Origin of the sequence: Halorussus lipolyticus (assembly GCF_029338375.1) — an archaeon.
Classification (GTDB): domain Archaea; phylum Halobacteriota; class Halobacteria; order Halobacteriales; family Haladaptataceae; genus Halorussus; species Halorussus lipolyticus.
This window is the reverse complement of the sequence record NZ_CP119804.1, coordinates 3,037,123-3,060,585: the sequence shown is the minus strand read 5'-3', so window position 1 is coordinate 3,060,585 and position 23,463 is coordinate 3,037,123. Positions and strand designations below refer to the sequence as shown.

The following is a 23,463-nucleotide window of genomic DNA, read 5'->3' as shown; positions in this document are numbered from 1 at the left end:
GCGGCGAGGAGCGTGGGGTTCGTGCCACTCGGTAGCAGGGCGGTCGAGTCAGGCCGTGCTGGTGTTGCTCTGCGCGCCGCCGGTGTCTCGCGCCCGGTACCACAGGCCGACGTTCACCAAGACGCCGACGACGAACAGCCCCCAGTTGAACCACGGGTTGTTGTACCACACGATGTCGATGCCGAGGCTCTGGCCGTAGAGCGGCCAGAACGGTTCGACGGCCTCGGCGATGTCGGGTGCCGAGAGCATGTCGGCGAAGACGTGGGCGATTCCGGCGACCCAGACCGCGATGAAGCCGATTTTCAGCGATGCGCGCGAGGCGGCCTCCGAGAACCAGTCGGTCCCGCCGAGCGATTTCTCCAGTACCCACCCGACTATCGGCCCGAGGACTGCGGCGGCAACCGTGGCGAACAGTATCGTGTGGGTGACGCCGTGGTGTTTGATGGTCGGGAAGATGCCCTTCAGCACGAGGTCCACGTCGGGTAACATCCCGAACCAGAACCCGGCCCCCACGAACGTCAGTCCGGTCTTCGGTTTGTCGATGAAGAACCACGCCGGAGCGAGCCAAATCAGCGCCATTCCGAAGTGACCGATTACGTCTACCATGACTTCCGAAAGGGTATCTCGCCGGGTAACACTGTCGGCCAAGGGAACCGCGGAACAGGCCAGACCAGTCGCCGAATCTTTAAGCCCAAAAGCGGTGGGATACTCAATATGGTCTCCCGAAGACAGGTCCTCGCAGGTGGATGTCTCGCGCTGACGGGCAGTGGTGGGTGTAGCCAGATACGGGATGCAGTTACCGACGACGCCACGTCCGATGTCGCCGAAACGAGTGACGAGACGACCGGGGCGAGTGACGAGACGACCGCCGACGCAGACGCAGGCGAGTTCCGAATAGCCGTCACGGACGCCGACCGAGAAATCGAACTCGTGACCGGGGCGGACGTGGCGTCGGTCGGTGAAATCGAGGAGGCCAGAACCGGCGACGGCTATCGACTCCCGATAACGCTCACCGACGCGGGAACCGAGGCCTTCGCCAGCGGACTCGAACAGGCCGGGGCGTTCGAGAACCCCCAATCCCACCGCATCCGGACGTACTTCGAGGGTGAACTCCTCTACGAGGCGAAACTCGGGCCGGGCCTCGCCGACGCCATCGAGTCGGGCGAGTGGGGCGGGGAGTTTCTCCTGACGACGACCGACCGAGCGAAGGCGAGAGAACTGAAAGAAGCGTTAGAAGGCTCGTGAGCTACTGGTAGTCGTCCAGTTCGTAGAGGTCGCCGTACTTCGACTTCACGTAGTCGAGGAAGTAGTCGGCGGTGTACTCCTCGCCGGTCGCCTGCCGGACGAGTTCGTCGGTGGTGTACCGGGACCCGTGCTGGTGGACGTTCTCGGTCAACCAGTCGTGCAGGTCGTCGAACTCGCCGTCTGCAATCTTCTCGTCCAGATTCTCGATGTCGTCCTCGGCGGTATCGAACAGTTGGGCCGCGAGGACACTCCCGAGCGAGTAGGTCGGGAAGTAGCCGAAGTCGCCGTGGCTCCAGTGGATGTCCTGCAGGGCACCCTCGGCGTCCGAATCGGGTCGAATGCCGAGGTACTCCTCGTACTTGTCGTTCCAGAGTTCCGGCACGTCTTCCACGTCGATTTCGCCGCGAATCAGGTCGCGCTCGATTTCGAACCGGACCACGATGTGCATGTGGTAGGTGAGTTCGTCGGCCTCGACCCGGATGAGGTTGTCCTCGTAGACCTCGTTTGCGGCCTCGTAGATGTCGGAGACGCTGGCGTCGCCGACCTTCTCGGGGAACCGGTCTTGGACCTTCGGCAGGAATCGCTCCCAGAAGGGCTTGGAGCGACCGACGTGGTTCTCCCAGAGGCGCGACTGGGACTCGTGAACCGTCATGTCACGGGACTCGCCGAGAGGAGTACCGTAGTCCTCGCGGGGCAGGCCGAGGGTGTAGGTGGCGTGGCCGAACTCGTGGACCGTTGCCATCAGCGCGCCGAGGGGTTCGTCGGGACTGAACCGCGTCGTCACGCGAGCGTCGAACTGGTTACCGGACGAGAAGGGATGGGGAGCGGTGTCGAGTCGGCCGTGGTCCCAGTCGTAGCCCAGCGTGTCCAGCACGTCGCGGGTCAGGTCCTCTTGGGTGTCCACGTCGAAGTCGCCCTCGAAGGTGTCGGTGGCGAGGTCGGCGTCGGACTCCCGAATCGCGTCGATGAGCGGGACGAGTTCGTCTCGGAGGCGCTGAAGGACCTCCTCGGCCTTCTCGATGCCCAGATAGGGTTCGTACTCCTCGAACAGAACTTCGTAAGGGTCGCGGTCGGGGTCGATGTGTTCGGCGTACTCGCGCTTGAGTTCGACCAGTTTTTCGAGGGTGGGCGCGAACTTCGAGAAGTCGTCGTCCTCTTTGGCCTCGTGCCAGACTGGCATCGCTTCCGAGGAGACCTCCGAAATCTCCTCCACGAGGTCCTGAGGGACCTTCGCGGCCCGGTCGTGTTGGCGTCGAATCTCCCGGACGACTGCCTGCTGGTCGTCGTCCAAGTCCTCGGCTTCGAGTTCGTCCAGCAGGTCGGCCATCTCGTCGGAGGTGAGGAGTTCGTGGGCCACCGTCGAGAGGGCCGAACGCTGTTTCGAGCGGGCGGGAGTGCCGCCTTCGGGCATCATGACCTCTTGGTCCCAAGCCAGAACCATCCCGGCCTGCTTGACGTTCGACAGTCGCTGTACCTTGTCGATGAACTCCGAATACGTGTCGGACGCCTCGTCGGCGGCGGCTTCGCTTGCCATCGTCAGCAGGTATGTTGCCATCAATTATCAATGCCCGGATTTTCAAGTGAGCAACTATTGATATGATTTATACTATCGCGTTTATTCTAATGTATTGGTGGGTAGACGGCGATTCCGTCTCGGTCGCTATCGTGGCCGGAGTCGTCCGCATAAAATACATAATAGCGAGGAGGTCGCCGGCTACTCCGACCCCGAGTCCACGAACCGTCGAGCGAGTCGCGTTTCGGAGCGACCTCAGAACGTCTCGGCCGCGGTCCGGTAGATGCGGTAGCACCGCTCCAGCACGTCGATGCTCGCGCTCTCGGCGTCGGTGTGGGCCTCGCCGGGTTCGGCCGCGCCGCAGACCACGCAGGTTGTGCCCGCTTCTGCCAGCCATCCTGCGTCGGTCGCGTGGGGTTTGGAGACGAGTTCCGGGTCGGCGTCTTGGTTCGCTTCGGCGGCCGCGAGGACCGTCTCGGCGAAGCCCTCGTCGTCGCACCGCATCGGCGGGAGGTCTTGGTCCACGGTCCACTCGACGCCCGCGATGTCCTCGACGCGCTCCAAGGGGGCGCGCTCGCCGGGGACGGTGCGCTCGTCCACCGTGACCTCGCAGGTCTCTGGAATCACGTTCCACGCGCTCCCGCCGTCGATTTCGGTGACGGCGACGCTTCCGCGGACCTCCTCGCAGAACACGGAAACCGCGGGGAAGTCGAGGCCCCGAATCACGTCCACCGCGTCGCAGGCCCTGTAGACCGCGTTCTCGCCGGATTCGGGTTCGCTGGCGTGGGCCGCCGACCCGCGGGCGGTGACGGTGCTTCCCCGGCGGCCTTTGTGGGCCACCGCCACGTCGGTCACGTCCTCGGCAGAATAGCCGGTCGAACCCTCGCCGACGATGGCGTAGTCGGGCGCGAACCCCCGGTCGATTGCGGCCCGAGCGCCGACGCCGCCTTGCTCCTCGCCGACGAAACTGACGAAGACGAGTTCCGGGCCGTCCTCGGGGAGGTCGGCGTCCCGAAACGCCAGCATCGCTGACGCGACAGCGCCCTTCATGTCGGCGGTGCCCCGGCCGTAGAGGCGACCGTCGCGCTCCGAGACGGCGTATCTCCCGTCGTCCGCGAGTTGGGAGTCCGCCGGGGGAACCACGTCGTGGTGGCCCACGAGCGCGAGGGAGTCGGCGTCGGCGGGGCCTCGGCGAGCGAGGACGTTCCCCGACTCGTCTCGGGTCACGTCGGATGGAGTCTCCTCGCGGAGCCAGTTCTCGATGTAGTCGCCCGCCTCGGTTTCGTCCTCGTGGCTCGGGATGGCGACGAGTTCGCGGGTCAGGTCGGCGACTTCGGTCATGCTTCCGAGGTTGGGGGCGAGGCGCTTCAAACCGGGGGTCGGTCAGTCGGCGCTCGGTGGGTTGTTCCGCCGCACCCGAATCCCAGACGTAGAAATATATCCTTATATTTAGTATTTGTATTTATTTCTCTTAGCAATTATTTTCCATATCGTGGGTAATTTTCGATTGTTCTCTACTTCACGTCGCGTTCGAACTCCCGCTGAACTGTTCGCGCACGTAGTCGAGTTCGTCGGCCGTCTCGCCCGTCGCGTCCTCGCCGATTCGGCGCATCTCGTCGTGGATGGTTTCGAGGTCGGTCACGTCGGAGGCCACGGCGCGAGCGGGAAAAGGCGTGGCGGCCCGTCAGACGGCGAGTTTCGGTCCGTTGCTTGACCAATCGGGCATAAGCCGAAAGAGGGTTGGGGTGATAAACAGTCTATGTCTGGAGACGTGCAGTCTGCGTCTGGGGAACTTACTGAGGGGTCGGTGGAGCGAACATCGTCCACGGAGGACCGGTGCGGACACGTCCACGAGGCCAGCGCGGTGTCGAACCTCGGAGGAGTCTGTTGCTGGCGGCCGGTGTGGGGCGACACGGAGCGGTGCATCTGGCACGCCGACGTGGCACAGAAGCCGACGCGAAAGTTGCAGGACGCCGCGCCGGAAATCGGCGAGCGGCTAGACGGGGCCATCTTCCGGGACGTGGAACTCTCCGGCGGCGACTGGCTGGCCGGCAAGACGGTCACCGATGCGCGGTTCGTCAACTGCAATCTGGAGGAGACCGACCTCAGCGGCGCGGACCTCCGGTACTGCCACTTCGAGGGCGTAGACGCCCAAAGCGTGAACCTTCGGGGTTCGAACCTCGAACACACCGAGTTCCACCGGACTGACATCCGAGGCGCGGACCTCTGCGGCGCGCGGCTTCATTACGCGGTGTTCGACAACGCCCGCATCGACGAAGCGACCAACCTCGGCAAGAACGTCGTCTACGAGGACGAACTGACCGAGAACGCCGTCGATAGCCGACTGGCGGCGTTTCGCAGGCGGCGGTCGGCGCGCGACAGGAGCCGTCTCGACCGGTACGAGGCGGCCCACTGGACGTACAACGAACTCCAGCGCCTCGCCGAGGAGAACGGCCTGACCGAGGACTCCCGGAACTACTACCTCAAGCGCAAGAGCGTCCGGCGGCGCGAGGCGTGGGAGTTTCGGTCGTACCCGAAGGCGCTCGCACAGGAGGCGTGGCGCTGGACCACCGGGTACGGGTCGAATCCGTGGCGCGTTATCGGGACCTCGTTCGCGGTCATTCTGGCGTGCGGCGTCCTCTACATGCTCACGAGCGGCGTCATCGAACCGACCGCCGAGACCACAGTCACCTACAAGCTGAAGCCCTCAAACGGGCTGTTTCTCAACGTCATCTACCTGCTGAAGACGACCTACTTCAGCGTGGTCACGTTCGCCACGCTGGGATACGGCGACATGCAACCGGTCCACGGGTGGGGTCGGGCGATAGCGGCGACCGAGGCCCTCCTCGGCCAACTCCTGATGGCGCTGTTGGTGTTCGTCCTGACGAGAAACGTCACGTGGTCGGAGTAATCGAAATCGCCGCGCTCAGATGCCGCAGTCGTCCACGTACTCGAAGCCCTCGTCGTAGTCGTCCCCTTCTCGGTCGGAGTCGGTACCGGCGCGGTCTCCGTCACTATCGTCGGCGGGGGGCGACCCGCCTCCGGCCGAGGAGTCGGCGTCACCCTCTGCCGACTCGGACCGGGACTGGCGGGCTAACTTCTGGTCTATCGCGTCGGCGACCCACGCTTCCAGCGACTCGCCCGCGTCGAGGTCGGCGTCGATTCGTTCCTTGCGGCCCGCTTCGACGGTGACGACGAGGTGTTCGTGACGCACGACCCTCGATAGGACGCCGGGTTTCATAAATCAGTCGTCCCTTTTAAGCCCGGCCGCCCGGCGCGTCAGTCGTCTATCGCCGAATCGTCCACCGCCTCGGCGGCCTCCTCGGCCGCTTCGTCCGGGCGGGCGGCGTCCCATCCCGCGACGACGATTGCGCCGACCTGATTGAACACGAGGTCGTTGATAACGTCGTCGAGGCCGTACTGGACCAGCACGGCCTCGCTCCCCAGAAGTTTGGCGACCTGTTCGGTCCCGAACTCGATGATTTCCCAGAGGACGCCGAACGCCATCACGAAGATGAGGATGAACGCGAACTGGAGTTCCGGCGTCAGGGTGGTGCGCTCGGAGTTCTCGTCAACCGTCCGGACCACGGCGTAACCCACCCCGGCGACGATGGACGCCGAGAGGGCGTGAGTCACCGAATCGAACCACGGGATGTTGCGGTACGGGCCGAGGATGCCCCCTGCGTGGACGAACACCGCAATGGAAATCCAGAGAACGTAGTCGGGGTCCATCCGGATGCCGAGGTCCCGCCGGAGGAGCGCCGGGACGAACGTGACCCCGAGTGAGACCAGTCCGTTGACCACGACCCCGGTTTCGCCCCGGTAGAGGCCGTAGGCCGAGATGCCGAGGAGACCGACCTGAAGCAGGTGGACGAGCCATCGCTCGTGGCGGTCGCTCAGAATGTCGGTCATCGCTCGCCACCGCCCGTCACTGCTCGCTCTCGTCTCATCCGTCCTCGCCCCCGGTCACGTCGGGCGTCTTGGTCTCGGCCGGCGTGCGGAACTGGAAGTAGAGTTCGAAGACCCCGGCCCCGAGGACGCCGGCGATGGTCCCCCGGATGAACTCCCGCATCAGGTCGTAGCGACTGGTGATGAAGTCGGTCCCGAGCCACTGGTCGGCGTAGAACTGGACGATGGCCCACGAACCGATGGCGGCCATCGTCGTCAGCACGACAGTCGCGTCGGCGAACCACGGTGCCATCTCGACGTCGGTGAACAGCGATAGTTCCACCACGATTGCGAACGCCAGCGCGGCGACCCCGAGGTAGAGCGCGTACTCCGTGACCCACTCGGGAGCGACCAACTCCACGACTGCCGGGAGGAGGGCCAATCCGGTCACTTCCGGCGGAAGCATCGCCGACGAGTCCCGGAACACGACCGGCGGGACCAGCAAAATCCCGAGCGTGCCGACGAGGAACACCGCCCAGACCTCCTCACTGCGAACCACGCTGATCCCGACTGCCAGCGCGAGGAGGCCGACGAGGAGCCAACTCACCCAGTTCGCGTCGTCGTCCGTCACGACTTCGAGTGCGCCCATACCTCACGGAGGGTTCCCACGCGATTGAGGGTTTTGCCCACTCTCGGTGCCGGGGACAGAAGACACGCTTATGAGCGCGCCGTTCAAAAAGAGGGGCATGAACGTCTTGCCGGACACGAGCGTCGTCATCGACGGCCGAGTCTCAGAGCGCGTCGAGGACGGCGACTTCGAGGACGCGACGGTCCTCGTCCCGGAGGCCGTCGTGGCCGAACTCGAAGCGCAGGCGAACAGCGGTGCCGAGAGCGGGTGGGACGGCCTCTCGGAGCTTCAGCGCCTCGCGGACCTCGCCGACGAGGGGACCATCGAACTGAAATACGTCGGCGAGCGCCCCGACGCCGACGAGAAGGGCCGGGCCAGCGAAGGTGAAATCGACGCCCTGATTCGGGAACTCGCGGTCGAACACGATGCCGTCTTCGTCACCAGCGACGTGGTGCAGAGCGAAGTCGCCGAGGCCAAGGGCATCGACGTCGAGTACATCTCGCCCCGGACCGACGACGACAGCGAAATCGGTCGCCTCTCCATCGAGGAGTACTTCGACGACAAGACCATGAGCGTCCACCTTCGGGCCGGCGTCGAACCGAAAGCCAAGCGCGGCGACGTGGGCGACATGCACTACCAGCAGATTCGGGACGACGTGACCAGCGAGGACGACGTTCGGGAAATCGCCCAAGAAATCATCGACGGTGCCAAAGAGAGCAACGAGGGCTTCATCGAGTTGGACGAACCGGGGATGACCATCGTCCAGTTCCGTAACTACCGCATCGCCATCGCGGAACCGCCGTTCGCCGACGCGTGGGAGATTACCGCGGTCCGACCCATCGTCAAGACCGATATGGACGACTACGAGTACGCCGACGAACTCAAAGACCGCCTGCTGGAACACCAGCGCGGCGTCCTCATCTCCGGGTCGCCCGGTGCCGGGAAGTCCACGTTCGCCCAAGCGGTCGGCGAGTTCCTCGCCGAGAACGACTTCGCGGTCAAGACGATGGAGAAGCCCCGCGACCTGCAGGTCGGTCCCGAAATCACCCAGTACACCGAGTTGGGCGGCCAGATGGCGAAGACCGCCGACTCCCTGCTGATGGTCCGGCCCGACTACACCATCTACGACGAGGTGCGCAAGACCGACGACTTCGAGGTCTTCGCCGACATGCGACTGGCCGGCGTCGGGATGATTGGCGTGGTCCACGCGACGCGGGCCATCGACGCGCTTCAGCGCCTCGTTGGCCGGGTCGAACTCGGCATGATTCCCCAAATCGTGGACACCGTGGTCTACATCGAGGCCGGGAAAATCGAGAAGGTCTACGACGTGACGACCGAAGTGAAGGTTCCGAGCGGGATGCAGGCCGAGGACCTCGCTCGGCCGGTCATCCAAGTGCGGGACTTCGAGACCGGTCGCCCCGAGTACGAAATCTACACCTTCAACCGGCAGGTCGTCACCGTGCCGCTCAACGAGGGCGAACAGGAGGAGAGCGGCGTCTCGAAGCTCGCAAAGCAGGAAATCGAGCGGGAAATCCAGTCGGTCGCCCGCGGTGCGGTGGACGTGGACGTGCAGGGCCAGAACCGCGCCACGGTCTACGTCACCGAGGACGACATCTCCTACGTCATCGGCAAGGGCGGCGGCCGAATCGAGGACATCGAGAACCGCCTCGGCATCGACATCGACGTGCGGACCCACGACGAGAAGCCACAGTCTGCCTCGGGCGCGAGTTCCGGCGGCGCTGGCGGCGCGACCGGCGGGTCCCGCGGCGAGGTCGTGACTCCCGACATCACCTCCCGGCACATCGTCCTCCCGACCGAGGGCCACTCGGGCGAGACTGTCGAGGTCGAGGCCGACGGCGAGTACCTCTTTACGGCGACGGTCGGCAGAGGCGGCGACATTCAGGTCTCGCGGGGCAGTGCGATTGCGGAGGAGCTAGAGCGAGCCATCGACCGCGAACAGCAGATTACGGTCGTTCGGACTTAGAGACGGTCTCGACTCCGGGTCACGTAGCTGTTTCCGTCCCAACTCCGAACGTCGCCGATTTCGTCCAGTAGCGCCCTGACCTCGAATGTCGAGAGCAGGTCGTTGTTTTCCAGAACGAGGAGGAACTTCGGCGTCGTGGCGAGCGACACGTCGTCGAGAGAGGCGTGAACGAGACCGATTTTGTTGAACTCGTCGCAGAGCAACAGCGAGGCGTCCCGGTCGTTGGCGAGCGTGACCGCGGCGTTCTCGCCGTCGTAGTACGCGCCTGCAATCTCCTGTTTGATTTCGTCGTCGTGGGCCGCATCGCGGAGGTACTCGCGCAGTGCGTCGATGAGAATGTCGGTCCGGTCGGAACCGAAGACGCTCGCCAGCGAGTCCGCCCGCTCGATGAGCCGTGAGGGTGCCCGGAACTGGACTCGCTTCTTGTCGGTACTCATGTGTGTACGTTGTGAGCCTGCAGACTGAGTTGTTAGCTCGATTGGGACGGGGGACGAGTTGATAGCCACGAGACCAACTAGAGACAACTATTCATTTTCTTAAGCAATCTCTTTATATTTCTAGGAATTCCATAGTCACTTCTATTCGTCCACCGCGACGGCGCGAAACCGCAGAATCGCCCGACGGAACGGCTACTGTGACATCAATCCACCAACACCGAACGATAGTGGCGTATTTCGGAGATAACCAGCAGATTTCTACTGTTTAGCCAGATTCGGGCAAAGGTTGTCGATTTCGGAGCGACGTTCGTTCCGTTTTCACTCCGCTGGAATCAGACGGGGGTTAAACGTGTACAGGTATCGAACTAATTAAATGTCTAAAATGTCTCTAGAGATTCCCGTGAACAAAGTTGAGGAAGAGGAGGCAAGTTTCGAGGGGACGAGCGACGAGCGAATGACCGAACCGACGCCCGAGACACCCGACGTGCGGATGGAATCGAAGGCGTCGGCCGAGTTTCTGGAAGGGCAGGGCTGGGGGTGCCTGACGCTCGCCGACGGCGGGGAGGCCTACTCAGTTCCGTTGTCGTTCGGTTACGACGGGGATTCGACGCTCTACTTTCAGGTGCAGACCGACGACGACAGCGACAAGATGGCGTATCTCGACGCGACCACGACGGCGACGTTTCTCGTGCCGGAGGTCCAACCGCCGGAGTGGTCGAGCGTCATCGTCAGAGGAGCGGTCGAAAAAGTGCCGGACGACGAGGCCGACGAGGCCTATTCGGCGTTCGCGGACAACGCGTGGTTCCCGGCGTGTCCGTGGACGAACGACAAGGACCCGGCCGAGGTCGAATTCTACAAGCTAGAGGCCGACGAGTTGACCGGTCGGACCTCGGTGGCGGGCCAGTAACGACGCTGTGACCGACGGAGTTTCTCAATCACCTGCGGTATCGACCGGCGCGTCGCCGACCGGCGTGCCCGTACCGAGGTAGCGCCACCACAGGACCAGCAGACTCGGCAGGACGACCACGCTGGAGAGGAAGGCGAACACGATGGTCGTTCCCGTCACGAGACCGAACCGCTGGAGCGACGGGACCAGCGCGAACAGCAGGACTCCGAACCCGCCAGCGGTCGTGACCGCGCTGGCCAACAGCGCGCCGCCGGTGCCCGCCAGCGTGGTTTCCAGCGCCGCCGTCGCGGTGCCCGCGTTCGACAGTTCTTCCACGAATCGCTCGCTGATGTGAATCGCGTAGTCCACGCCGATACCGATGGCGATGCTGGCGATGATGGCCGTCTCGGTGTTGAACGGAATCCCCAGCAGGTACATCGCGCCCAGAATCCAACTCAGCGCGAACACGACCGGCACCATCGTCACCGCCCCGAGCGAGAGCGTGCCGTAGCGCCGGTAGAAGATGACCGTCAGGAAGGCCACGATGACCCCGAGCGTGATGAGGAAGGTCTGGACCAGCGTGGTCAACAGGCCCTGCTGGACGATTTCGTTGATAATCGGTTGCCCGGTCGCCGTCACGGTCAGGTCGCTGTCGTCCTCGATGGTCTCGGCGACCGCCCGCATCTCCTCGGTGACCGCCCCGGTGTTCGACCCGCCCCGGATGGCGACCGAGAGCCTGAGTGCCCGGTACTCGCCGTCGTCAGCGCGATAGACGACCCCGGCGGCCTCGTCGGGGGCCGCGGCGTAGAGCGCGTCGTAGACCGCTCGGAGGTCCCGGTCGGGAATCCCGTCGCCGTCGGTGTCGCGCTCGGCGACGACCTGCCGGACGGTCTCGTTGCGCGCCGAGACGCGCCGAATCACCGACACGGGACCATCGACCGAGGGCCGACCGCTGGCGAGCGTGATGGCGGTCGAACTCTCTGCGACCGCCTCACCGCCCGCGGCGAGTCTGTCGAGCGTGTCGGGGGCGGTGACCGGACCCTCCACGAGTATCTGGACCTCCGAACGGTCGCGCGACTGGACGAACTTGTCGTTGAGGTAGACGACGTTCTCCCGGAGGTCGTAGTCGCCCGGCCGGAGCGGACCGGGGAGCGAGTCCATCCAGTCGGGCGAGTCCCGCGGCAGGAAATCGACCTGATTGATGGAGGTGTCGATGTCGGTCGCGGCGTAGCCACCGCCCGCGCTGGCCACCAGCGCGACGAGGACCACGGCGACCGGAATCTTCCGGGCCGCAGTCGCGCCGACCCCGAGGAGTCGGTTGGCCGCGCTCCCGCCGGTGCCGAACGCTCGCTTCCGACGGTCGAACCCGAACCGTTCGAGGAGGGCCTCCAGTTCGAGTTTGAGGGCGGGCAGGAGACCGGCGAAGACGACGAACGCCGAGACGATGCCGAACGCCGAGACGAGGCCGAACTGCCGGATTGACTCGATGGGACTCACGAGGTTCGAGGTGAACCCGACCGCAGTCGTGAAGGTGGTCGCCGCCAAGGCGACCGTCACTCCGGAGAGGCCGGCCCGCATCGTCTCGCGCACCGACCGGTCCGCGTCGGCGGTTCTGGCCTCGCGGTAGCGCATCACGACGTGGAGCGCGTAGTCGATGGAGAGGCCGATGAGGAGGAACGGCACCGCGATGATAATCTGGGTCACGCCGATACCCGCCCACCCCATGAATCCGCCCATCCAGACGAGGACCAGCAGGGTTCCGGCGAGACCGAGCGCCACGTCCAGCAGGTCTCGGTAGGCGATTAGCAGGACGCCGACGACCAGCAGGAGCGCGAAGGGCGTGATGACCGCGAAACTCTCCCCAGTCGCCTGCCCGGACTCCTCGCTGACGATGCCCGCGCCGAAGGCGAAGGCGTCGGTGGACTTGACCGTCCGGTCGGCGATGTCCTGCGTGGCGAGTTGCGCAGAGACGACCTCCTCGGGAAGCGAGTCACCGGAGGTGTCGGCCTGCTGGAAGACGAAGACCACGCGCGCCGAGGCCGTCGTCGTCCCCGGTTCGTAGTCGGTCGCCAGCAGGGTGAAGGGGTCCACTGGCCCCCCAGCAGTTCGGTCGGGGTCGAGGACGCCCACCACCACGCGGTCGATTTCGGACTGGGACATCGACTCCAGTTGGTCGATTTGGGCGTCCAGCGTCGGCGAGCGAGCAGGTGGCGCACCCGGCCCGCCAGCAGGTCCGGCGCTCGCATTCGTCCGATTACCCGACCGCTCCTGTCGAATCGCCGCGGTCGCCACGAGGTTCGAGAGTCCGACGGTCGATTGCCCTTCGCGGAGCGTCCGATTCACGGTCGCGTTCTCCCTGAGTCGCTGTTGAAGCCTGAGCGTCTCCAGTAACGATTCTTTGGTCAGCACGTTGTCGCCGCGAACGACGACCTGCACGACCGAGGTGTTCTGCTCGCCCGCCGTGAAGTTCGACTGCACGTAGTCGAGTTTCTGGGCCTCGGTCGAATCGCTCCCGAAACTCGCAATCGTCAGCCCCGAGTCGATGCTCCCCGCGCCGTACCCGACCGCGACGGTCGAGACGAGGAGCAACACGAGGACGACTCTGCTGTACGTGGTCAGCACGTCGGCGTAGCGGTCGGCAAAACCCATTACCGTCAATTTTCGGGCGCTCGATATAAATGGCCCTGCTATGGAAAGGGACTGACGGCGAACCGCCCGCGGAATCTCGAAAACTAGCTCGCCTCGACGGAAATCCGGCGTCGTCAGTCGGCGCAGTTCGCTTTCTCGCACCCCTCGGCGGGGGTTTCGGTCGCCACGTCGATTTCGTAGAGGTTCTGGCGGGCGTCGGCAAAGTAGACGTCCTCCGTCACCACGTCCAGTTCCTCCAACCGTTCGAGAGCGTACCGGACCGTCCGCGCCGACAGCATCGACTCCTCGACGATTTCCTTCTGGGTCAGCGCGCCCTTGTACTCGAGTACTTTGAAAACCAACTTCGCGCTCGGCGGCAGGTCGTCGATGTCCTCTAACTCGGACTGAGTTGCCATCGTTACGAATCGAAACACGCCACTACAATAAAACTACTGAGAACGATTGCCACTGCAAGCACTTCGACATTGGTTCCGAGCGTAGATTTGGGTCCGGAAACGACGGCGAATATCCGCACGGAGACCAACGAACGGCTTCGAACCTCTCGCTGTGAGACCGACGGTTCGTCGCGTCCGACGGCGAGCGAGAGAGTCGGCCGCGAAAGGTTGGGGTTTTTGAGTCCGCATCCCCGAGGAACACGCATGGCGACCGAACAGGTATCCGAGCGGCGGTCGGCCCACATACGGGGCGTGACGGTGACGGCCGTCGCCACGCTGGCGGGCGTCGCGGCGGCGTTCGTCTCGGCCGCGTTCCTCGGACTGGCGGCCAAGGACCAACTGGGTCTGGCCATCGTGGCCGGATTCGTCTTCGTCCAGTTACCGGTCCTGCAAGTGTTAGGTATCGACGTCGAGGACTTCTCCACGAAGGACCACCTCTACGTGGTGTTCATGACGTTCTCGATGTGGTTCGTGACGTGGACCATCCTGCTGACGAACGGAATTACCTTCTAAATCATGGCAGACGATAGTATCGCGGTCGTAGACCTCGAACGGTGTCAGCCGGACCGATGTAGTTACGAGTGTAAGAACTACTGTCCGCCCAACCGGACGGGCAAGGAGTGCATCACGCTCCGAGGAGACGACGCCGACGAGGGCGACCCAGACCAAGTACATATCAGCGAGGAGATTTGCCTCGGCGAGACCTGCGGTATCTGCGTCGAGAAGTGTCCCTTCGACGCTATCGAGATTATCAATCTCCCGCAGGAGCTACAGGACGAACCGGTTCACCGGTACGGCGAGAACGCCTTCGCGCTCTACGGCCTGCCGGTCCCCCTCGAAGGGCAGGTCACGGGCATCCTCGGGCCGAACGGTATCGGGAAGACGACGGCGGTCAAGATTCTGGCCGGCGAACTCGCGCCCAACCTCGGCCAGCACGCCGACCCGCCGGGATGGGAGGCCGTCCTCGACGCCTACCGAGGCACCGAACTACAGGACTACCTCTCGGCGGTCAAAGACGGCGAGGTCAGCGTGGCCCGCAAGCCCCAGTACGTGGACAAGATTCCGGACCGGTTCAGCGGTCCGACCTCCGAACTGCTGGAGAAGACCGACGAGCGCGGCGTGCTGGACGACCTGCTCGAACGCCTCGAAATCGAGCACGTGATGGACCAAGACATCGACAGCCTCTCTGGCGGCGAACTCCAGCGAGTGGCCCTCGTGGCGTGTCTGGCCCGCGATGTGGACTTCTACTTCGTGGACGAGATTACGCCCTACCTCGACATCAGCCAACGGGTGAAGGCCGCGCGCCTGATTCAGGAGATGGCCGAGGAGCAGGACAAGTCGATGCTCGTGGTCGAACACGACTTGGCCATCCTCGACTTGGTGGCTGACAACCTCCACGTGGCCTACGGTGAACCCGGCGCGTACGGTGTCATCACCTCGCCCAAGTCGGTCCGGAACGGCATCAACGAGTATCTCAAAGGCTACCTCCAGAACGAGAACATGCGCATCCGGCCCGATGCCATCGAGTTCGAGGAGCACGCTCCTCGGCAGGTGACGCGGGCCGACACGCTGGTCGAGTACCCCGACATCTCCAAGTCCTACGGCGAAGGCGAGTTCGGCCTCGACGTGGAGGGCGGCACGATTCGGGAGAACGAAGTGCTGGGCATCGTCGGGCCGAACGGCATCGGTAAATCGACGTTCGCCCAACTGCTGGCGGGCCGACTCGAACCCGACGAGGGCGACGCCGACTTCGACCTCGACATCGCCTACAAGCCCCAGTACATCGAAATCGACCAGCCGATGCGGACCGACACCTTCCTGCGGTCGATTACCGACCGCGTGGGGTCGTCGTACTGGAACACCGAAATCGCCCAACCGCTCCAGTTGGAGCGCATCATGGAACAGCAGTTGACCGACCTCTCGGGCGGCGAGCGCCAGCGGGTCGCTATCGCGGCCTGTCTGTCGGAGTCGGCCGACCTCTACCTGCTCGACGAACCGTCGGCGTACCTCGACGTGGAACAGCGCGTCCGGGCGACCAACGCCATCCGGCGGTTCGCCGAACAGCAGGACGCGACCGTGATGGTCATCGACCACGACATCTACATGATAGACCTGCTGGCGGACCGACTGATGGTCTTCGACGGCGAACCCGCGGTGGCAGGCCACGCCAGCGAACCCAAAGGCATGCGTGACGGCATGAACGACTTCCTCGCCAACCTCGACATCACCTTCCGGCGCGACGAGAACGTCGGCCGACCCCGCATCAACAAGCCGGGGAGCCAACTCGACCGCGAGCAGAAGAAGGAAGGCGAGTACTACTACGCGCCCTAACTGTTCGACCGAATTTTCGTTTCCCTTCCAGTGCGATTTCTCGCCGTCCGGTTCTCATCCACTCAGTACCGTCACCGACTTGTAGAGGACAACCACGAAGAACGTGACCAGAAGCGGGAGGAGGGTCGCGCGCACCAACCACCGGAGGTCCGCGTCGTCTACCTCCGCGCCGTCGAGGAGGTTGGCGTAGACGAGGACCGTCGATAGCGCGACGGCCACGAAGATGCCGCCGACGCCGAATCCCACCGAGACGAGACGGGAGGCCACGCCCGTCACGCCGTTTGCCGTACTGGAGACGACTGCAGTGAGACTCATCAATAGCCTGTTCGTCTTTGAGCCTCAAAAGCCTATACCACCGCAGGCCAACTTCAAATAGAAAGGAATATAAAATACAAGTAAGTTCCAGCATACAAACCTGCTTCGCAGGAGTGTATTCATGGACGACGAACGGACACAGTCGGTCGAGTTGCCAGAGCGAGTCGTCTCCCGCGTCGAACAGCGTCTACCGCGGACGGAGTTCGAGACGGTGTCAGAGTACGTGGCGTTCGCCATGGAGGAGGTCCTCTATCGGGTCGAGGACGAAACCGACGACGGCGAGTCGGCCGTGGACGAGGCCGAGGTCGAAGACCGGCTAAAATCGCTGGGCTACCTCGACGAGTGACTCCCATCGTGTGCAACCGAGGCGACTGATGGACGTTCTCACCCACCTGTTCCTGCCGCTGACGGTCGCCTTCGCGGTCCGCCCCGAGTGGTTCGACTCGCCGGCGTGGCTGGCGCTCGGGGTGTTCGGCCTGTTCTCGGACTTCGACAAGTTCGTGGGCGCGCCCGGACTCCTCCACTCGCTGGTCGGCGTCGTACCGATGTCGCTGGCCCTCGTCGGGTTGGGTCGGGTCCTCGACCGCAGAGGTTGGATAGACGACGCGACGACCGCAGGGCGACTCGCGGCCGGGTTCGTCTGGAGCCACCTGCTGTTGGACGTTATCGACGGCGGGCCGGTGCCCCTGCTCGCCCCGCTGTTCCGGACCGGCCTCGGGTTGGAGTACCCCGCCAGAGTCGTCTTCGGCGCGGAACCGCTCGGACTGGCGGTCAGCGGACCGCTGGTCGCGCTTCGAATCGTCGCTCCTCGGCCGGGGTTCAACGCTTACGGGTTCATCAACGGGTTCGGCATCGCGTCGGTGCTGACCTTCGCCGCGATTTACCTCGGGCGGCGGTCGAGAGCGTCGGACAACGGCATAGCTAGTTCAGATAACGGGAATGAATTTCAAGACGATGAATTAGGTTGCCGAGACGACGGAGGAGACCGATGAGAATCGCCTACGTCTACGATGCGGTCTACCCGTGGGAGACCGGCGGGGTCCAGAAGCGCGTCTGGGAACTCGGCCGCCGACTCGCCGACGACCACGACGTTCACTGGTACGGGCTTCACTACTGGGACGGTCCCGACGTAATCGAACGCGAAGGCGTCACGCTCCACGGGGTCGCCGAACCCGAAACCCTCTACGTGGACGGGCGGCGCTCGATTCCCGAGGCCCTCGGATTCGCCGCGAGAGTCGCCCGCCCGCTCCTGTCGGAGTCGTTCGACGTCATCGACTGTCAGGAGTTCCCCTACTTCCCGGCGTTTTCGAGCAAACTCGCCGCACTCGCCCGCCGGGCCACCCTCGTCCTGACGTGGCACGAGGTCTGGGGCGACTACTGGTACGACTACATCGGCCGGAAGGGAATCTATGGCAAACTCGTGGAACGGGCCACCGCCGCAGTCCCAGACCACCACCTCGCGGTCTCCGAGCGCACCCGCCGGGACGTGCGGACTCTCGGCCCGGAGAATCCGCGATACCTGCCAAACGGCATCTCGGTGGCGGAAATCGACGACGCACCGGCGGCCGACGCCGACGTAAACGTGCTGTTCGCCGGGCGACTCATCCCGGAGAAGAACGCCGACCTGCTGGTTCGGGCGATGGCGGACCTCCGAGACCGAAACGCCGACCTGAACTGCACCATCGTCGGCGAGGGACCCGAGCGCGAGCGAGTCGAGCGACTGGTCGCCGACCGGAACCTCGGAGATACCGTCACCACCCGCGACTTCATCGAGGAGTACGACGACGTGCTGGGCCTGATGAAGTCCGCCGATGTCTTCGCACTCCCCTCTGAACGCGAGGGCTTCGGCATCACCGCGCTCGAAGCGATGGCCTGCGGCACCCCGGTCGTGACCATCGACCACCCGCGAAACGCCGCCACCGAACTCGTCGCCGACCGAGAGACCGGCGCGATTTGCGACCCGACGCCCGAGGCGTTCGCCGAGGGCCTCCTCGCGGCGGAATTCTGCGCGGAAGCCGACTGCGTGGCGACGGCCGAGGAGTACGACTGGGACCGCCTCGCCGACCGAGCGGAGGCCCTCTACCGGGAGGTGGCCCGATGAAGGTCCTGCACCTCTACGACGGCCACGAACAGGTCCACGACGGCCGGGGGTCGGTCCCCAACGTGGTCTGGAATTTGGCCCGCCAGACCGCCTCCGCGGGCCACGAGGTCACGGTCCTCGAACGTCAGTGGGACGGACTCGACGCCACCGCCGAACACGAGGGGGTGGCCTTCCGCCGACTCAATCTCGCCACCGGGGCCGACGAACCGTGGACTCGCGTGCCCTACGAGATGGTCTCCTCGCCGGTCGGTCTCGCCCGACTCGTCGGCGACCGGACCAACTTCGCGCTCGAAGCCCTGCGACACCTCCGAGGACTCGACTTCGACGTACTGCACGTCCACCTGCCCTTCGCGGCCAGCGTGCTGGCGACCGTCGCCCCGTGGCTTCGAGACCGGATGGTCTACACCGCCCACCTCGGGGAGTTGCGACTCGACGCGCTCGAAGATGGCGGTTCGGGCGAAGACGCGCCGGACGCCGAGGACGGCGATTCCACGGACGAGGAGGGCGGCCTTGCCGTGCCCGAAATCGTCAAGCGCCTCTCGCCGGACGTGTACCTCGCCAACCGCGCTGTCGAGACCACGGTTCTCAACCCCGAGATACGTGAGGTCTTCGCGGCCCGCGGCGTCCCCGAATCCAATCTCACGGTGGTCCCGAATGGGGTGGACCTGAACCGGTTCGGCGACCCCGACCCGGCAGTCATCGAGGAAGTCGAAGCCAAATACGGTCTCGCCGACCGCCCGACCCTGCTGTTCGTCGGGACCGTGATGCCCCGGAAGGGCGTCGTGGACCTGATTCGCGCAGTCGAGCAGGTCGCAGAATCGGGCCACGATTTCCGACTGGTCGTGGCGGGCGAGAACGATTTGGACCCCGAGTACACCGACCGCGTTCGGTCCCTGATTCGGGAGGCCGGACTCGGCGAACAGGTCGAGTTGACCGGGTTCGTCCCCGCCGAAGAACTCCCGGCGCTCTACGCGCTGGCCGACGTGTTCGTCACCCCCTCCTTGGAGGAGGGCTTCGGCATGACCGTCGCGGAAGCGATGGCGGCCGGAACCCCAGTCGTCGGCACCCGCGTCGGCCGGATTCCGTGGTTGCTGGACGACCAGCGATGCGGCCGGGTGGTCGAACCCGGCGATGCAGAAGCGGTGGGTGAGGCGGTGGCGGAACTCCTCGGGGACGCCGACTCGCGCGAGGAGATGGGCCGGCGCGCCGAGAAGCGCGCTCGGAACGTCTCGTGGGAGGGAGTCACGGACGACGTGCTATCGGTTTATCAGGAGGTACGACAGTGAGCCAGAACATCATACTCGTCACGTACGACAGTTTGCGCGCCGACCACTGCGGGTTCATGGGCTACGACCGCGACACCACGCCCGCACTCGACCGACTCGCCGACGACGGACTGGTCTTCGAGAACGCCACCGCATCCGGGGTTCCGACCATCGCGTCGATGACCAGCGTGATGACCGGCGAACACTCGCTGGCGAGTCCCGAAATCGGGTTCAACGAGGAGCAACGCCAGCAAGTCACCGGTCGGACCACGCTCGCAGAGGTCCTCTCCGACGCGGGCTACACCACCGGCGCGCTCTCGCCGAACCCGCCGGCGTCGAGTTATTTCGGCTTCGACGACGGGTTCGACTGGTTCGAGGACTTCCTCGCCGAGGACAAGGGCGTCGTGGAACGGGCGTGGAACAAGATTTTCAACCGGTCCATCGAGGGCGGGGCGGCCGCGACCTACCTCCGACTGGCGCGGAACGTCATCCAGCGCGAGGAGGTGCTTCGACCGTGGGAAGACTACTACGACCGAATCAGAGCGTGGCGCGAGCAGGCCGAGGAGCCGTATTTCCTCTGGGTCCTCCTGCTGGAACCACACCACCCGTGGCTTCCCCCGAAGGAGTACCGCAGATGGAGTTCCCGATGGGACGCCTACAAGTCCTTCCGCCACTACTGGGAGATGCTCAACAGCGGGTGGGAACCCGACTTCTCCGAGGCGGAACACCGGCGACTCCTGAACCTCTACGACGATTCGATTCGGTACGGCGACGAGTTTCTGGCCCGGATTCGGGACGACTTCGCCGACGACGACCCGGCAATCGTGGTCCACGCCGACCACGGCGAGGAGTTCGGGTCTCACGACCGGTACGGCCACCAACCGTACCTGACCGAGGACCTGACGCAGGTCCCCCTCGTCATCGGGAACGCAGACCGAGCGGGCCGCGTCGAGCGCCCGGTCGAACTCCGGTCGCTCGCGCCGACCATCGCGGACCTCGCCGGGGCCTCCCACAGTTTCGAGGCCGACAGTCTCGTCGCGGACGACGCCAAGCGACCGTGGGTGGCCTCGAAGGTGTTCGCCGAGAACCAGCGTCGGACAGCGATTCGGACCCGAGACGCCAAGTTCGTGGCCGAACCCGGACGCCGGGAGTTGTTCGACCTCACGACCGACCCCGACGAGCAGGACGATTTGACGGCGGAGCGCCCCGAGGTCGCCGAGGCCTTCGAGCAAGCAGTCGCCCATCACGTCGCCAGCGAGCAGGAGAAGCGGGCGATTCGGGCCGCTGGCGACGAACTCGCCGAGGGAGGAGAGCTATGACCGACCAAGCCAGCGACGGACCAGACGACAGAGAAAACGTCGTCCTCGTGACAATCGACAGCCTCCGGGCCGACCACTGCGGCTTCTTCGGCTACGAGGACGACACCACGCCGACCCTCGACGAACTGGCGAGCGAGGGCCTGAGCTTCGAAAGCGCCTTCTCGCCCGGCCCGGCCACCCCCGAGTCGATGCCCGTAATGTTCACCGGCGACTGGCCGGTAGACCGCCGGAGCGCGGACGGCGACGGCGGAACAGCGGAGGCGGGGTCGGGGGCGGAGGCCGAGTCTGCGCTGGCGGCCCGCCGCGAGCGAATCAAGGCCCACATGGAGGCCAGCGAGAGCCTCGCCGAGCGGATGTCCGAGTTGGGCTACCGGACCGCGGCGTTCACCCCGAACCCCTTCACGTCGCGCCACTTCGGTTTCGATTCGGGATTCGACCACTTCGAGGACTTCATGGGCGAGTCGCGGACCACCGGCGGCCTCTACGAGCGAGTCTTTCAGGGGTTCCTCGAAGGCGACGGCGCGTCGTCGTTCGCGCGGGTCCTGCTCAACTTCTGGCAAGGTGAAGAAGTGTTTAAGCCATGGGAAACGTACTATAACGATGCTATTTCTTGGGCAAAGGACGCGGGCGAGAGCGACGACCCCTACTTCCTCTGGCTGTTCCTGATGGACGCCCACAACCCCTACATGGCGGGCGACGACTATCGAAGCCAGTCGCGCTGGAAGTCCTTCCACGCGAACTACCGGTTCTGGCGCGAGAGCCACGACACCCCCTTCGACCCGACGGTCCACGACCGCCTCGTGACCGCCTACGACGACTCGATTCGGTACGCCGACGCCTGCCTCGCCCGACTCCGGCGGGACTTGGACGACGCGACTCTCGTGGTCACGGGCGACCACGGCGAGGCCTTCGGCGAACACGGCACCTACGGCCACGAGCCGTATCTCTACGGCGAGAACGTCCACGTCCCGCTGGTGGTCGCAGGCGACGAGGAGAACGCCGAAACCGGAACCGTCGAGCGACCGGTTTCGCTCTCCGCGCTCCCGGACCTCGTGACGAGCGTGGCGACCGGCGACGACCCCCGAGGAGTAACCGAAAACTGGGTGGTCTCCGAGACCGAGCAGGGAGGCCGGACCGCGATTCGGGGCGCAGAGTGGAGTTACCTCGCGGAACGCGGAGAAAGAGACCGCCCCGCAGACGCCGAACTCTACGTCGGCCGCGAGGACCGCGAGGCCGACGCCCCGGACCTCCGGGAGGTCGCCGAGCAGTTGGCCGAGCGCCGAGGGCGACACAGAACCGAGCGCCAACAGGTCGCGGACGCCGCCGCGGACCTCGCATCGGGAGGAGACCTATGAACCTCTGTATCGCTCACGGCGGCGACATCACCGAACCGAGCGGCGGAACCGACCGCATCACGGCGTTCGCCGGCGGACTCGCCGACCGGGGCCACGACGTGACGCTGGTGGTCCCGGAAGGCGAGGGCGAGCGCCCCGACCGCCTCGATTCGGTCCGAGTCGAGGCGATTGATACCGACGGCTTCGGTCGCGGAACCGGCGTCGGTCGGGCGCTGGCGGTGGCGTGGCGGGCCAAGCAGGTCGCCGACGAGCGCGACGCCACCATCCAGTTCGCCCACTCGACGCTGGCGGGATTCGCCACGCTGGTCGGGTGTGAGGGCTACGTGCTGGACATGCACGACCTCGCGTTCGCTCGGTTCGACCACGTGGATTCTGCGCTCTCGCCGGTGCTGGAGCGGTTCGTCTCGTGGCTCGAACGCCGCGGCGTCCGGAAGGCCAGCCACGTCGTCACCGTCTCGGGGTACATGAAGGAGTTCCTCGCCGACGAGTGGGGCGTGCCGGAGGGCGCAGTGACGGTCCTGCCGAACGGCTTCTTCGAGGAGCGCCGGGACACGTTCGCGGGAACCGAGACGATTCCGGGCCGAGTGGTCTTCCTCGGGACGCTTCACCCGAAAGTGGACGTGGATGCGCTCCGCGAGACCGCCCAACTCCCCGAAGTCGAGGAGTTGGTGGTGGTCGGCGACGGCGCGCTCCGCGAGGAACTCGACGCCGCGGCCGACGAGTTGGACTCCCTGCGGACCACTGGGCGACTGCCCGACGCCGAGGCCTTCGACCTCGTGGCGAGCGCGTCGGTCGTGGTGAACCCGCAGGAACCCTCGGCGCTCCAGCAGGCCTCGTCGCCGGTGAAACTGTTCTACTACGCCGCGCTCGGGGTGCCGATGGTCGTGACCTCGGGTCCCGACCCGGCAGAGGAGTTCGCGTCCGCCGGCGGGGCCGAACTGGTCGAACCCGGCGAGTCGTTCGCCGACCGAGTGGCCGAGGTCCTGCGCGACGACGACCGGCGGGCCGAGATGGCCGAGTCAGCGGCGGCGGCGGCCCGAGAGATGACGTGGGATGCCCGAGTCGGTCGGCTTGAAACTATATACTGGGAGGCGTAACGAACACCTGACTACC

General features: G+C 65.1%; 24 protein-coding genes. 13 read left to right on the top strand and 11 right to left on the bottom strand.

The window, feature by feature from the left end; genetic code table 11:
• Positions 1–48: 48 nt before the first annotated feature.
• Positions 49–606 carry a metal-dependent hydrolase gene (locus tag P2T57_RS15330; RefSeq protein WP_276300083.1) on the bottom strand — a complete coding sequence of 186 codons (558 nt, stop codon included), beginning with the start codon at positions 604–606 and terminating at the stop codon, positions 49–51.
• Between the two features lie 108 nt (positions 607–714).
• Between P2T57_RS15330 and P2T57_RS15325 the strand changes: the two genes are divergently transcribed.
• On the top strand, positions 715–1,245 hold the full coding sequence (locus P2T57_RS15325) for a preprotein translocase subunit SecD family protein (RefSeq protein ID WP_276300082.1): 531 nt from the start codon (positions 715–717) through the stop codon (positions 1,243–1,245).
• 1 nt (position 1,246) lies between these two features.
• On the opposite strand, the gene P2T57_RS15320 is transcribed toward P2T57_RS15325, so the two are convergent.
• The 3 genes from P2T57_RS15320 to P2T57_RS15310 form a co-directional block, all read right to left on the bottom strand.
• On the bottom strand, positions 1,247–2,779 hold the full coding sequence (locus P2T57_RS15320) for a carboxypeptidase M32 (protein ID WP_276302120.1): 1,533 nt from the start codon (positions 2,777–2,779) through the stop codon (positions 1,247–1,249).
• Between the two features lie 234 nt (positions 2,780–3,013).
• The gene (locus P2T57_RS15315) at positions 3,014–4,099 is read right to left on the bottom strand and encodes a M20 family metallopeptidase (RefSeq protein WP_276300081.1); all 1,086 of its coding nucleotides are present in this window, start codon (positions 4,097–4,099) and stop codon (positions 3,014–3,016) included.
• 178 nt (positions 4,100–4,277) lie between these two features.
• Positions 4,278–4,400 (bottom strand): hypothetical protein, encoded by a 123-nt coding sequence (locus P2T57_RS15310; protein ID WP_276300080.1) that lies wholly within the window; start codon positions 4,398–4,400, stop codon positions 4,278–4,280.
• A 117-nt stretch (positions 4,401–4,517) separates the two neighbouring features.
• On the opposite strand from P2T57_RS15310, the gene P2T57_RS15305 reads away from it, so the two are divergent.
• Positions 4,518–5,669, top strand: a complete 1,152-nt coding sequence (locus tag P2T57_RS15305) for a pentapeptide repeat-containing protein (protein WP_276300079.1) — start codon at positions 4,518–4,520, stop codon at positions 5,667–5,669.
• A gap of 15 nt (positions 5,670–5,684) precedes the next feature.
• On the opposite strand, the gene P2T57_RS15300 is transcribed toward P2T57_RS15305, so the two are convergent.
• The 3 genes from P2T57_RS15300 to P2T57_RS15290 form a co-directional block, all read right to left on the bottom strand.
• Positions 5,685–5,972 carry a hypothetical protein gene (locus P2T57_RS15300; RefSeq protein WP_276300078.1) on the bottom strand — a complete coding sequence of 96 codons (288 nt, stop codon included), beginning with the start codon at positions 5,970–5,972 and terminating at the stop codon, positions 5,685–5,687.
• 65 nt (positions 5,973–6,037) lie between these two features.
• Positions 6,038–6,670, bottom strand: coding sequence for a DUF2238 domain-containing protein (locus P2T57_RS15295; RefSeq protein ID WP_276300077.1), 633 nt, complete (start codon positions 6,668–6,670; stop codon positions 6,038–6,040).
• A gap of 34 nt (positions 6,671–6,704) precedes the next feature.
• Positions 6,705–7,295, bottom strand: coding sequence for a hypothetical protein (locus P2T57_RS15290; protein WP_276300076.1), 591 nt, complete (start codon positions 7,293–7,295; stop codon positions 6,705–6,707).
• Positions 7,296–7,392: 97 nt separating this feature from the next.
• On the opposite strand from P2T57_RS15290, the gene P2T57_RS15285 reads away from it, so the two are divergent.
• Positions 7,393–9,258, top strand: coding sequence for a PINc/VapC family ATPase (locus P2T57_RS15285; RefSeq protein ID WP_276300075.1), 1,866 nt, complete (start codon positions 7,393–7,395; stop codon positions 9,256–9,258).
• Here the strand turns inward: P2T57_RS15285 and P2T57_RS20380 are convergent.
• A complete protein-coding gene (locus tag P2T57_RS20380) occupies positions 9,255–9,695 on the bottom strand; it encodes a hypothetical protein (RefSeq protein WP_276300074.1) in 441 nt (146 codons plus the stop codon). The genes P2T57_RS15285 and P2T57_RS20380 overlap by 4 nt on opposite strands.
• 400 nt (positions 9,696–10,095) lie before the next feature.
• On the opposite strand from P2T57_RS20380, the gene P2T57_RS15275 reads away from it, so the two are divergent.
• Positions 10,096–10,602 carry a pyridoxamine 5'-phosphate oxidase family protein gene (locus tag P2T57_RS15275; protein WP_276300073.1) on the top strand — a complete coding sequence of 169 codons (507 nt, stop codon included), beginning with the start codon at positions 10,096–10,098 and terminating at the stop codon, positions 10,600–10,602.
• A 24-nt stretch (positions 10,603–10,626) separates the two neighbouring features.
• On the opposite strand, the gene P2T57_RS15270 is transcribed toward P2T57_RS15275, so the two are convergent.
• Together P2T57_RS15270 and P2T57_RS15265 are read right to left on the bottom strand one after the other, a co-directional pair.
• On the bottom strand, positions 10,627–13,230 hold the full coding sequence (locus P2T57_RS15270; RefSeq protein ID WP_276300072.1) for an efflux RND transporter permease subunit: 2,604 nt from the start codon (positions 13,228–13,230) through the stop codon (positions 10,627–10,629).
• Between the two features lie 113 nt (positions 13,231–13,343).
• Positions 13,344–13,625: a helix-turn-helix transcriptional regulator gene (locus P2T57_RS15265; protein ID WP_276300071.1), complete on the bottom strand. Its 282-nt coding sequence runs from the start codon at positions 13,623–13,625 to the stop codon at positions 13,344–13,346.
• 243 nt (positions 13,626–13,868) lie between these two features.
• Between P2T57_RS15265 and P2T57_RS15260 the strand changes: the two genes are divergently transcribed.
• Together P2T57_RS15260 and P2T57_RS15255 are read left to right on the top strand one after the other, a co-directional pair.
• A complete protein-coding gene (locus tag P2T57_RS15260) occupies positions 13,869–14,177 on the top strand; it encodes an EMC6-like membrane protein (protein ID WP_276300070.1) in 309 nt (102 codons plus the stop codon).
• 3 nt (positions 14,178–14,180) lie between these two features.
• Complete coding sequence (locus P2T57_RS15255; RefSeq protein ID WP_276300069.1) at positions 14,181–15,995, top strand: ribosome biogenesis/translation initiation ATPase RLI; 1,815 nt, start codon at positions 14,181–14,183, stop codon at positions 15,993–15,995.
• Between the two features lie 54 nt (positions 15,996–16,049).
• Here P2T57_RS15255 and P2T57_RS15250 read toward each other — a convergent pair whose 3' ends face one another.
• Complete coding sequence (locus P2T57_RS15250) at positions 16,050–16,310, bottom strand: hypothetical protein (RefSeq protein ID WP_276300068.1); 261 nt, start codon at positions 16,308–16,310, stop codon at positions 16,050–16,052.
• Positions 16,311–16,431: 121 nt separating this feature from the next.
• Between P2T57_RS15250 and P2T57_RS15245 the strand changes: the two genes are divergently transcribed.
• The 7 genes from P2T57_RS15245 to P2T57_RS15215 are packed head-to-tail and all read left to right on the top strand — an operon-like array spanning position 16,432 to position 23,447.
• Positions 16,432–16,656, top strand: a complete 225-nt coding sequence (locus P2T57_RS15245; protein ID WP_276300067.1) for a hypothetical protein — start codon at positions 16,432–16,434, stop codon at positions 16,654–16,656.
• Positions 16,657–16,684: 28 nt separating this feature from the next.
• Positions 16,685–17,302, top strand: a complete 618-nt coding sequence (locus P2T57_RS15240; RefSeq protein ID WP_276300066.1) for a metal-dependent hydrolase — start codon at positions 16,685–16,687, stop codon at positions 17,300–17,302.
• The gene (locus P2T57_RS15235; protein ID WP_276300065.1) at positions 17,299–18,411 is read left to right on the top strand and encodes a glycosyltransferase family 4 protein; all 1,113 of its coding nucleotides are present in this window, start codon (positions 17,299–17,301) and stop codon (positions 18,409–18,411) included. The genes P2T57_RS15240 and P2T57_RS15235 overlap by 4 nt, the downstream gene beginning before the upstream one ends.
• Complete coding sequence (locus P2T57_RS15230) at positions 18,408–19,697, top strand: glycosyltransferase family 4 protein (RefSeq protein WP_276300064.1); 1,290 nt, start codon at positions 18,408–18,410, stop codon at positions 19,695–19,697. Before P2T57_RS15235 ends, P2T57_RS15230 begins: the two co-directional genes overlap by 4 nt.
• Entirely contained in the window at positions 19,694–20,995 is a 1,302-nt protein-coding gene (locus P2T57_RS15225) for a sulfatase family protein (protein WP_276300063.1), read from the top strand. The genes P2T57_RS15230 and P2T57_RS15225 overlap by 4 nt, the downstream gene beginning before the upstream one ends.
• Positions 20,992–22,350 carry a sulfatase gene (locus tag P2T57_RS15220; RefSeq protein ID WP_276300062.1) on the top strand — a complete coding sequence of 453 codons (1,359 nt, stop codon included), beginning with the start codon at positions 20,992–20,994 and terminating at the stop codon, positions 22,348–22,350. Before P2T57_RS15225 ends, P2T57_RS15220 begins: the two co-directional genes overlap by 4 nt.
• Positions 22,347–23,447 carry a glycosyltransferase gene (locus P2T57_RS15215; protein ID WP_276300061.1) on the top strand — a complete coding sequence of 367 codons (1,101 nt, stop codon included), beginning with the start codon at positions 22,347–22,349 and terminating at the stop codon, positions 23,445–23,447. The genes P2T57_RS15220 and P2T57_RS15215 overlap by 4 nt, the downstream gene beginning before the upstream one ends.
• The last annotated feature ends 16 nt before the right edge of the window (positions 23,448–23,463 follow it).

Bases quoted from the DNA above. Each gene is read 5' to 3' on its own strand.
- P2T57_RS15330 (WP_276300083.1), bottom strand. From the start codon at position 606: ATGGTAGACGTAATCGGTCACTTCGGAATGGCGCTGATTTGGCTCGCT.
- P2T57_RS15325 (WP_276300082.1), top strand. From the start codon at position 715: ATGGTCTCCCGAAGACAGGTCCTCGCAGGTGGATGTCTCGCGCTGACG.
- P2T57_RS15320 (WP_276302120.1), bottom strand. From the start codon at position 2,779: ATGGCAAGCGAAGCCGCCGCCGACGAGGCGTCCGACACGTATTCGGAG.
- P2T57_RS15315 (WP_276300081.1), bottom strand. From the start codon at position 4,099: ATGACCGAAGTCGCCGACCTGACCCGCGAACTCGTCGCCATCCCGAGC.
- P2T57_RS15305 (WP_276300079.1), top strand. From the start codon at position 4,518: ATGTCTGGAGACGTGCAGTCTGCGTCTGGGGAACTTACTGAGGGGTCG.
- P2T57_RS15295 (WP_276300077.1), bottom strand. From the start codon at position 6,670: ATGACCGACATTCTGAGCGACCGCCACGAGCGATGGCTCGTCCACCTG.
- P2T57_RS15290 (WP_276300076.1), bottom strand. From the start codon at position 7,295: ATGGGCGCACTCGAAGTCGTGACGGACGACGACGCGAACTGGGTGAGT.
- P2T57_RS15285 (WP_276300075.1), top strand. From the start codon at position 7,393: ATGAACGTCTTGCCGGACACGAGCGTCGTCATCGACGGCCGAGTCTCA.
- P2T57_RS20380 (WP_276300074.1), bottom strand. From the start codon at position 9,695: ATGAGTACCGACAAGAAGCGAGTCCAGTTCCGGGCACCCTCACGGCTC.
- P2T57_RS15270 (WP_276300072.1), bottom strand. From the start codon at position 13,230: ATGGGTTTTGCCGACCGCTACGCCGACGTGCTGACCACGTACAGCAGA.
- P2T57_RS15265 (WP_276300071.1), bottom strand. From the start codon at position 13,625: ATGGCAACTCAGTCCGAGTTAGAGGACATCGACGACCTGCCGCCGAGC.
- P2T57_RS15260 (WP_276300070.1), top strand. From the start codon at position 13,869: ATGGCGACCGAACAGGTATCCGAGCGGCGGTCGGCCCACATACGGGGC.
- P2T57_RS15255 (WP_276300069.1), top strand. From the start codon at position 14,181: ATGGCAGACGATAGTATCGCGGTCGTAGACCTCGAACGGTGTCAGCCG.
- P2T57_RS15250 (WP_276300068.1), bottom strand. From the start codon at position 16,310: ATGAGTCTCACTGCAGTCGTCTCCAGTACGGCAAACGGCGTGACGGGC.
- P2T57_RS15245 (WP_276300067.1), top strand. From the start codon at position 16,432: ATGGACGACGAACGGACACAGTCGGTCGAGTTGCCAGAGCGAGTCGTC.
- P2T57_RS15240 (WP_276300066.1), top strand. From the start codon at position 16,685: ATGGACGTTCTCACCCACCTGTTCCTGCCGCTGACGGTCGCCTTCGCG.
- P2T57_RS15235 (WP_276300065.1), top strand. From the start codon at position 17,299: ATGAGAATCGCCTACGTCTACGATGCGGTCTACCCGTGGGAGACCGGC.
- P2T57_RS15230 (WP_276300064.1), top strand. From the start codon at position 18,408: ATGAAGGTCCTGCACCTCTACGACGGCCACGAACAGGTCCACGACGGC.
- P2T57_RS15220 (WP_276300062.1), top strand. From the start codon at position 20,992: ATGACCGACCAAGCCAGCGACGGACCAGACGACAGAGAAAACGTCGTC.
- P2T57_RS15215 (WP_276300061.1), top strand. From the start codon at position 22,347: ATGAACCTCTGTATCGCTCACGGCGGCGACATCACCGAACCGAGCGGC.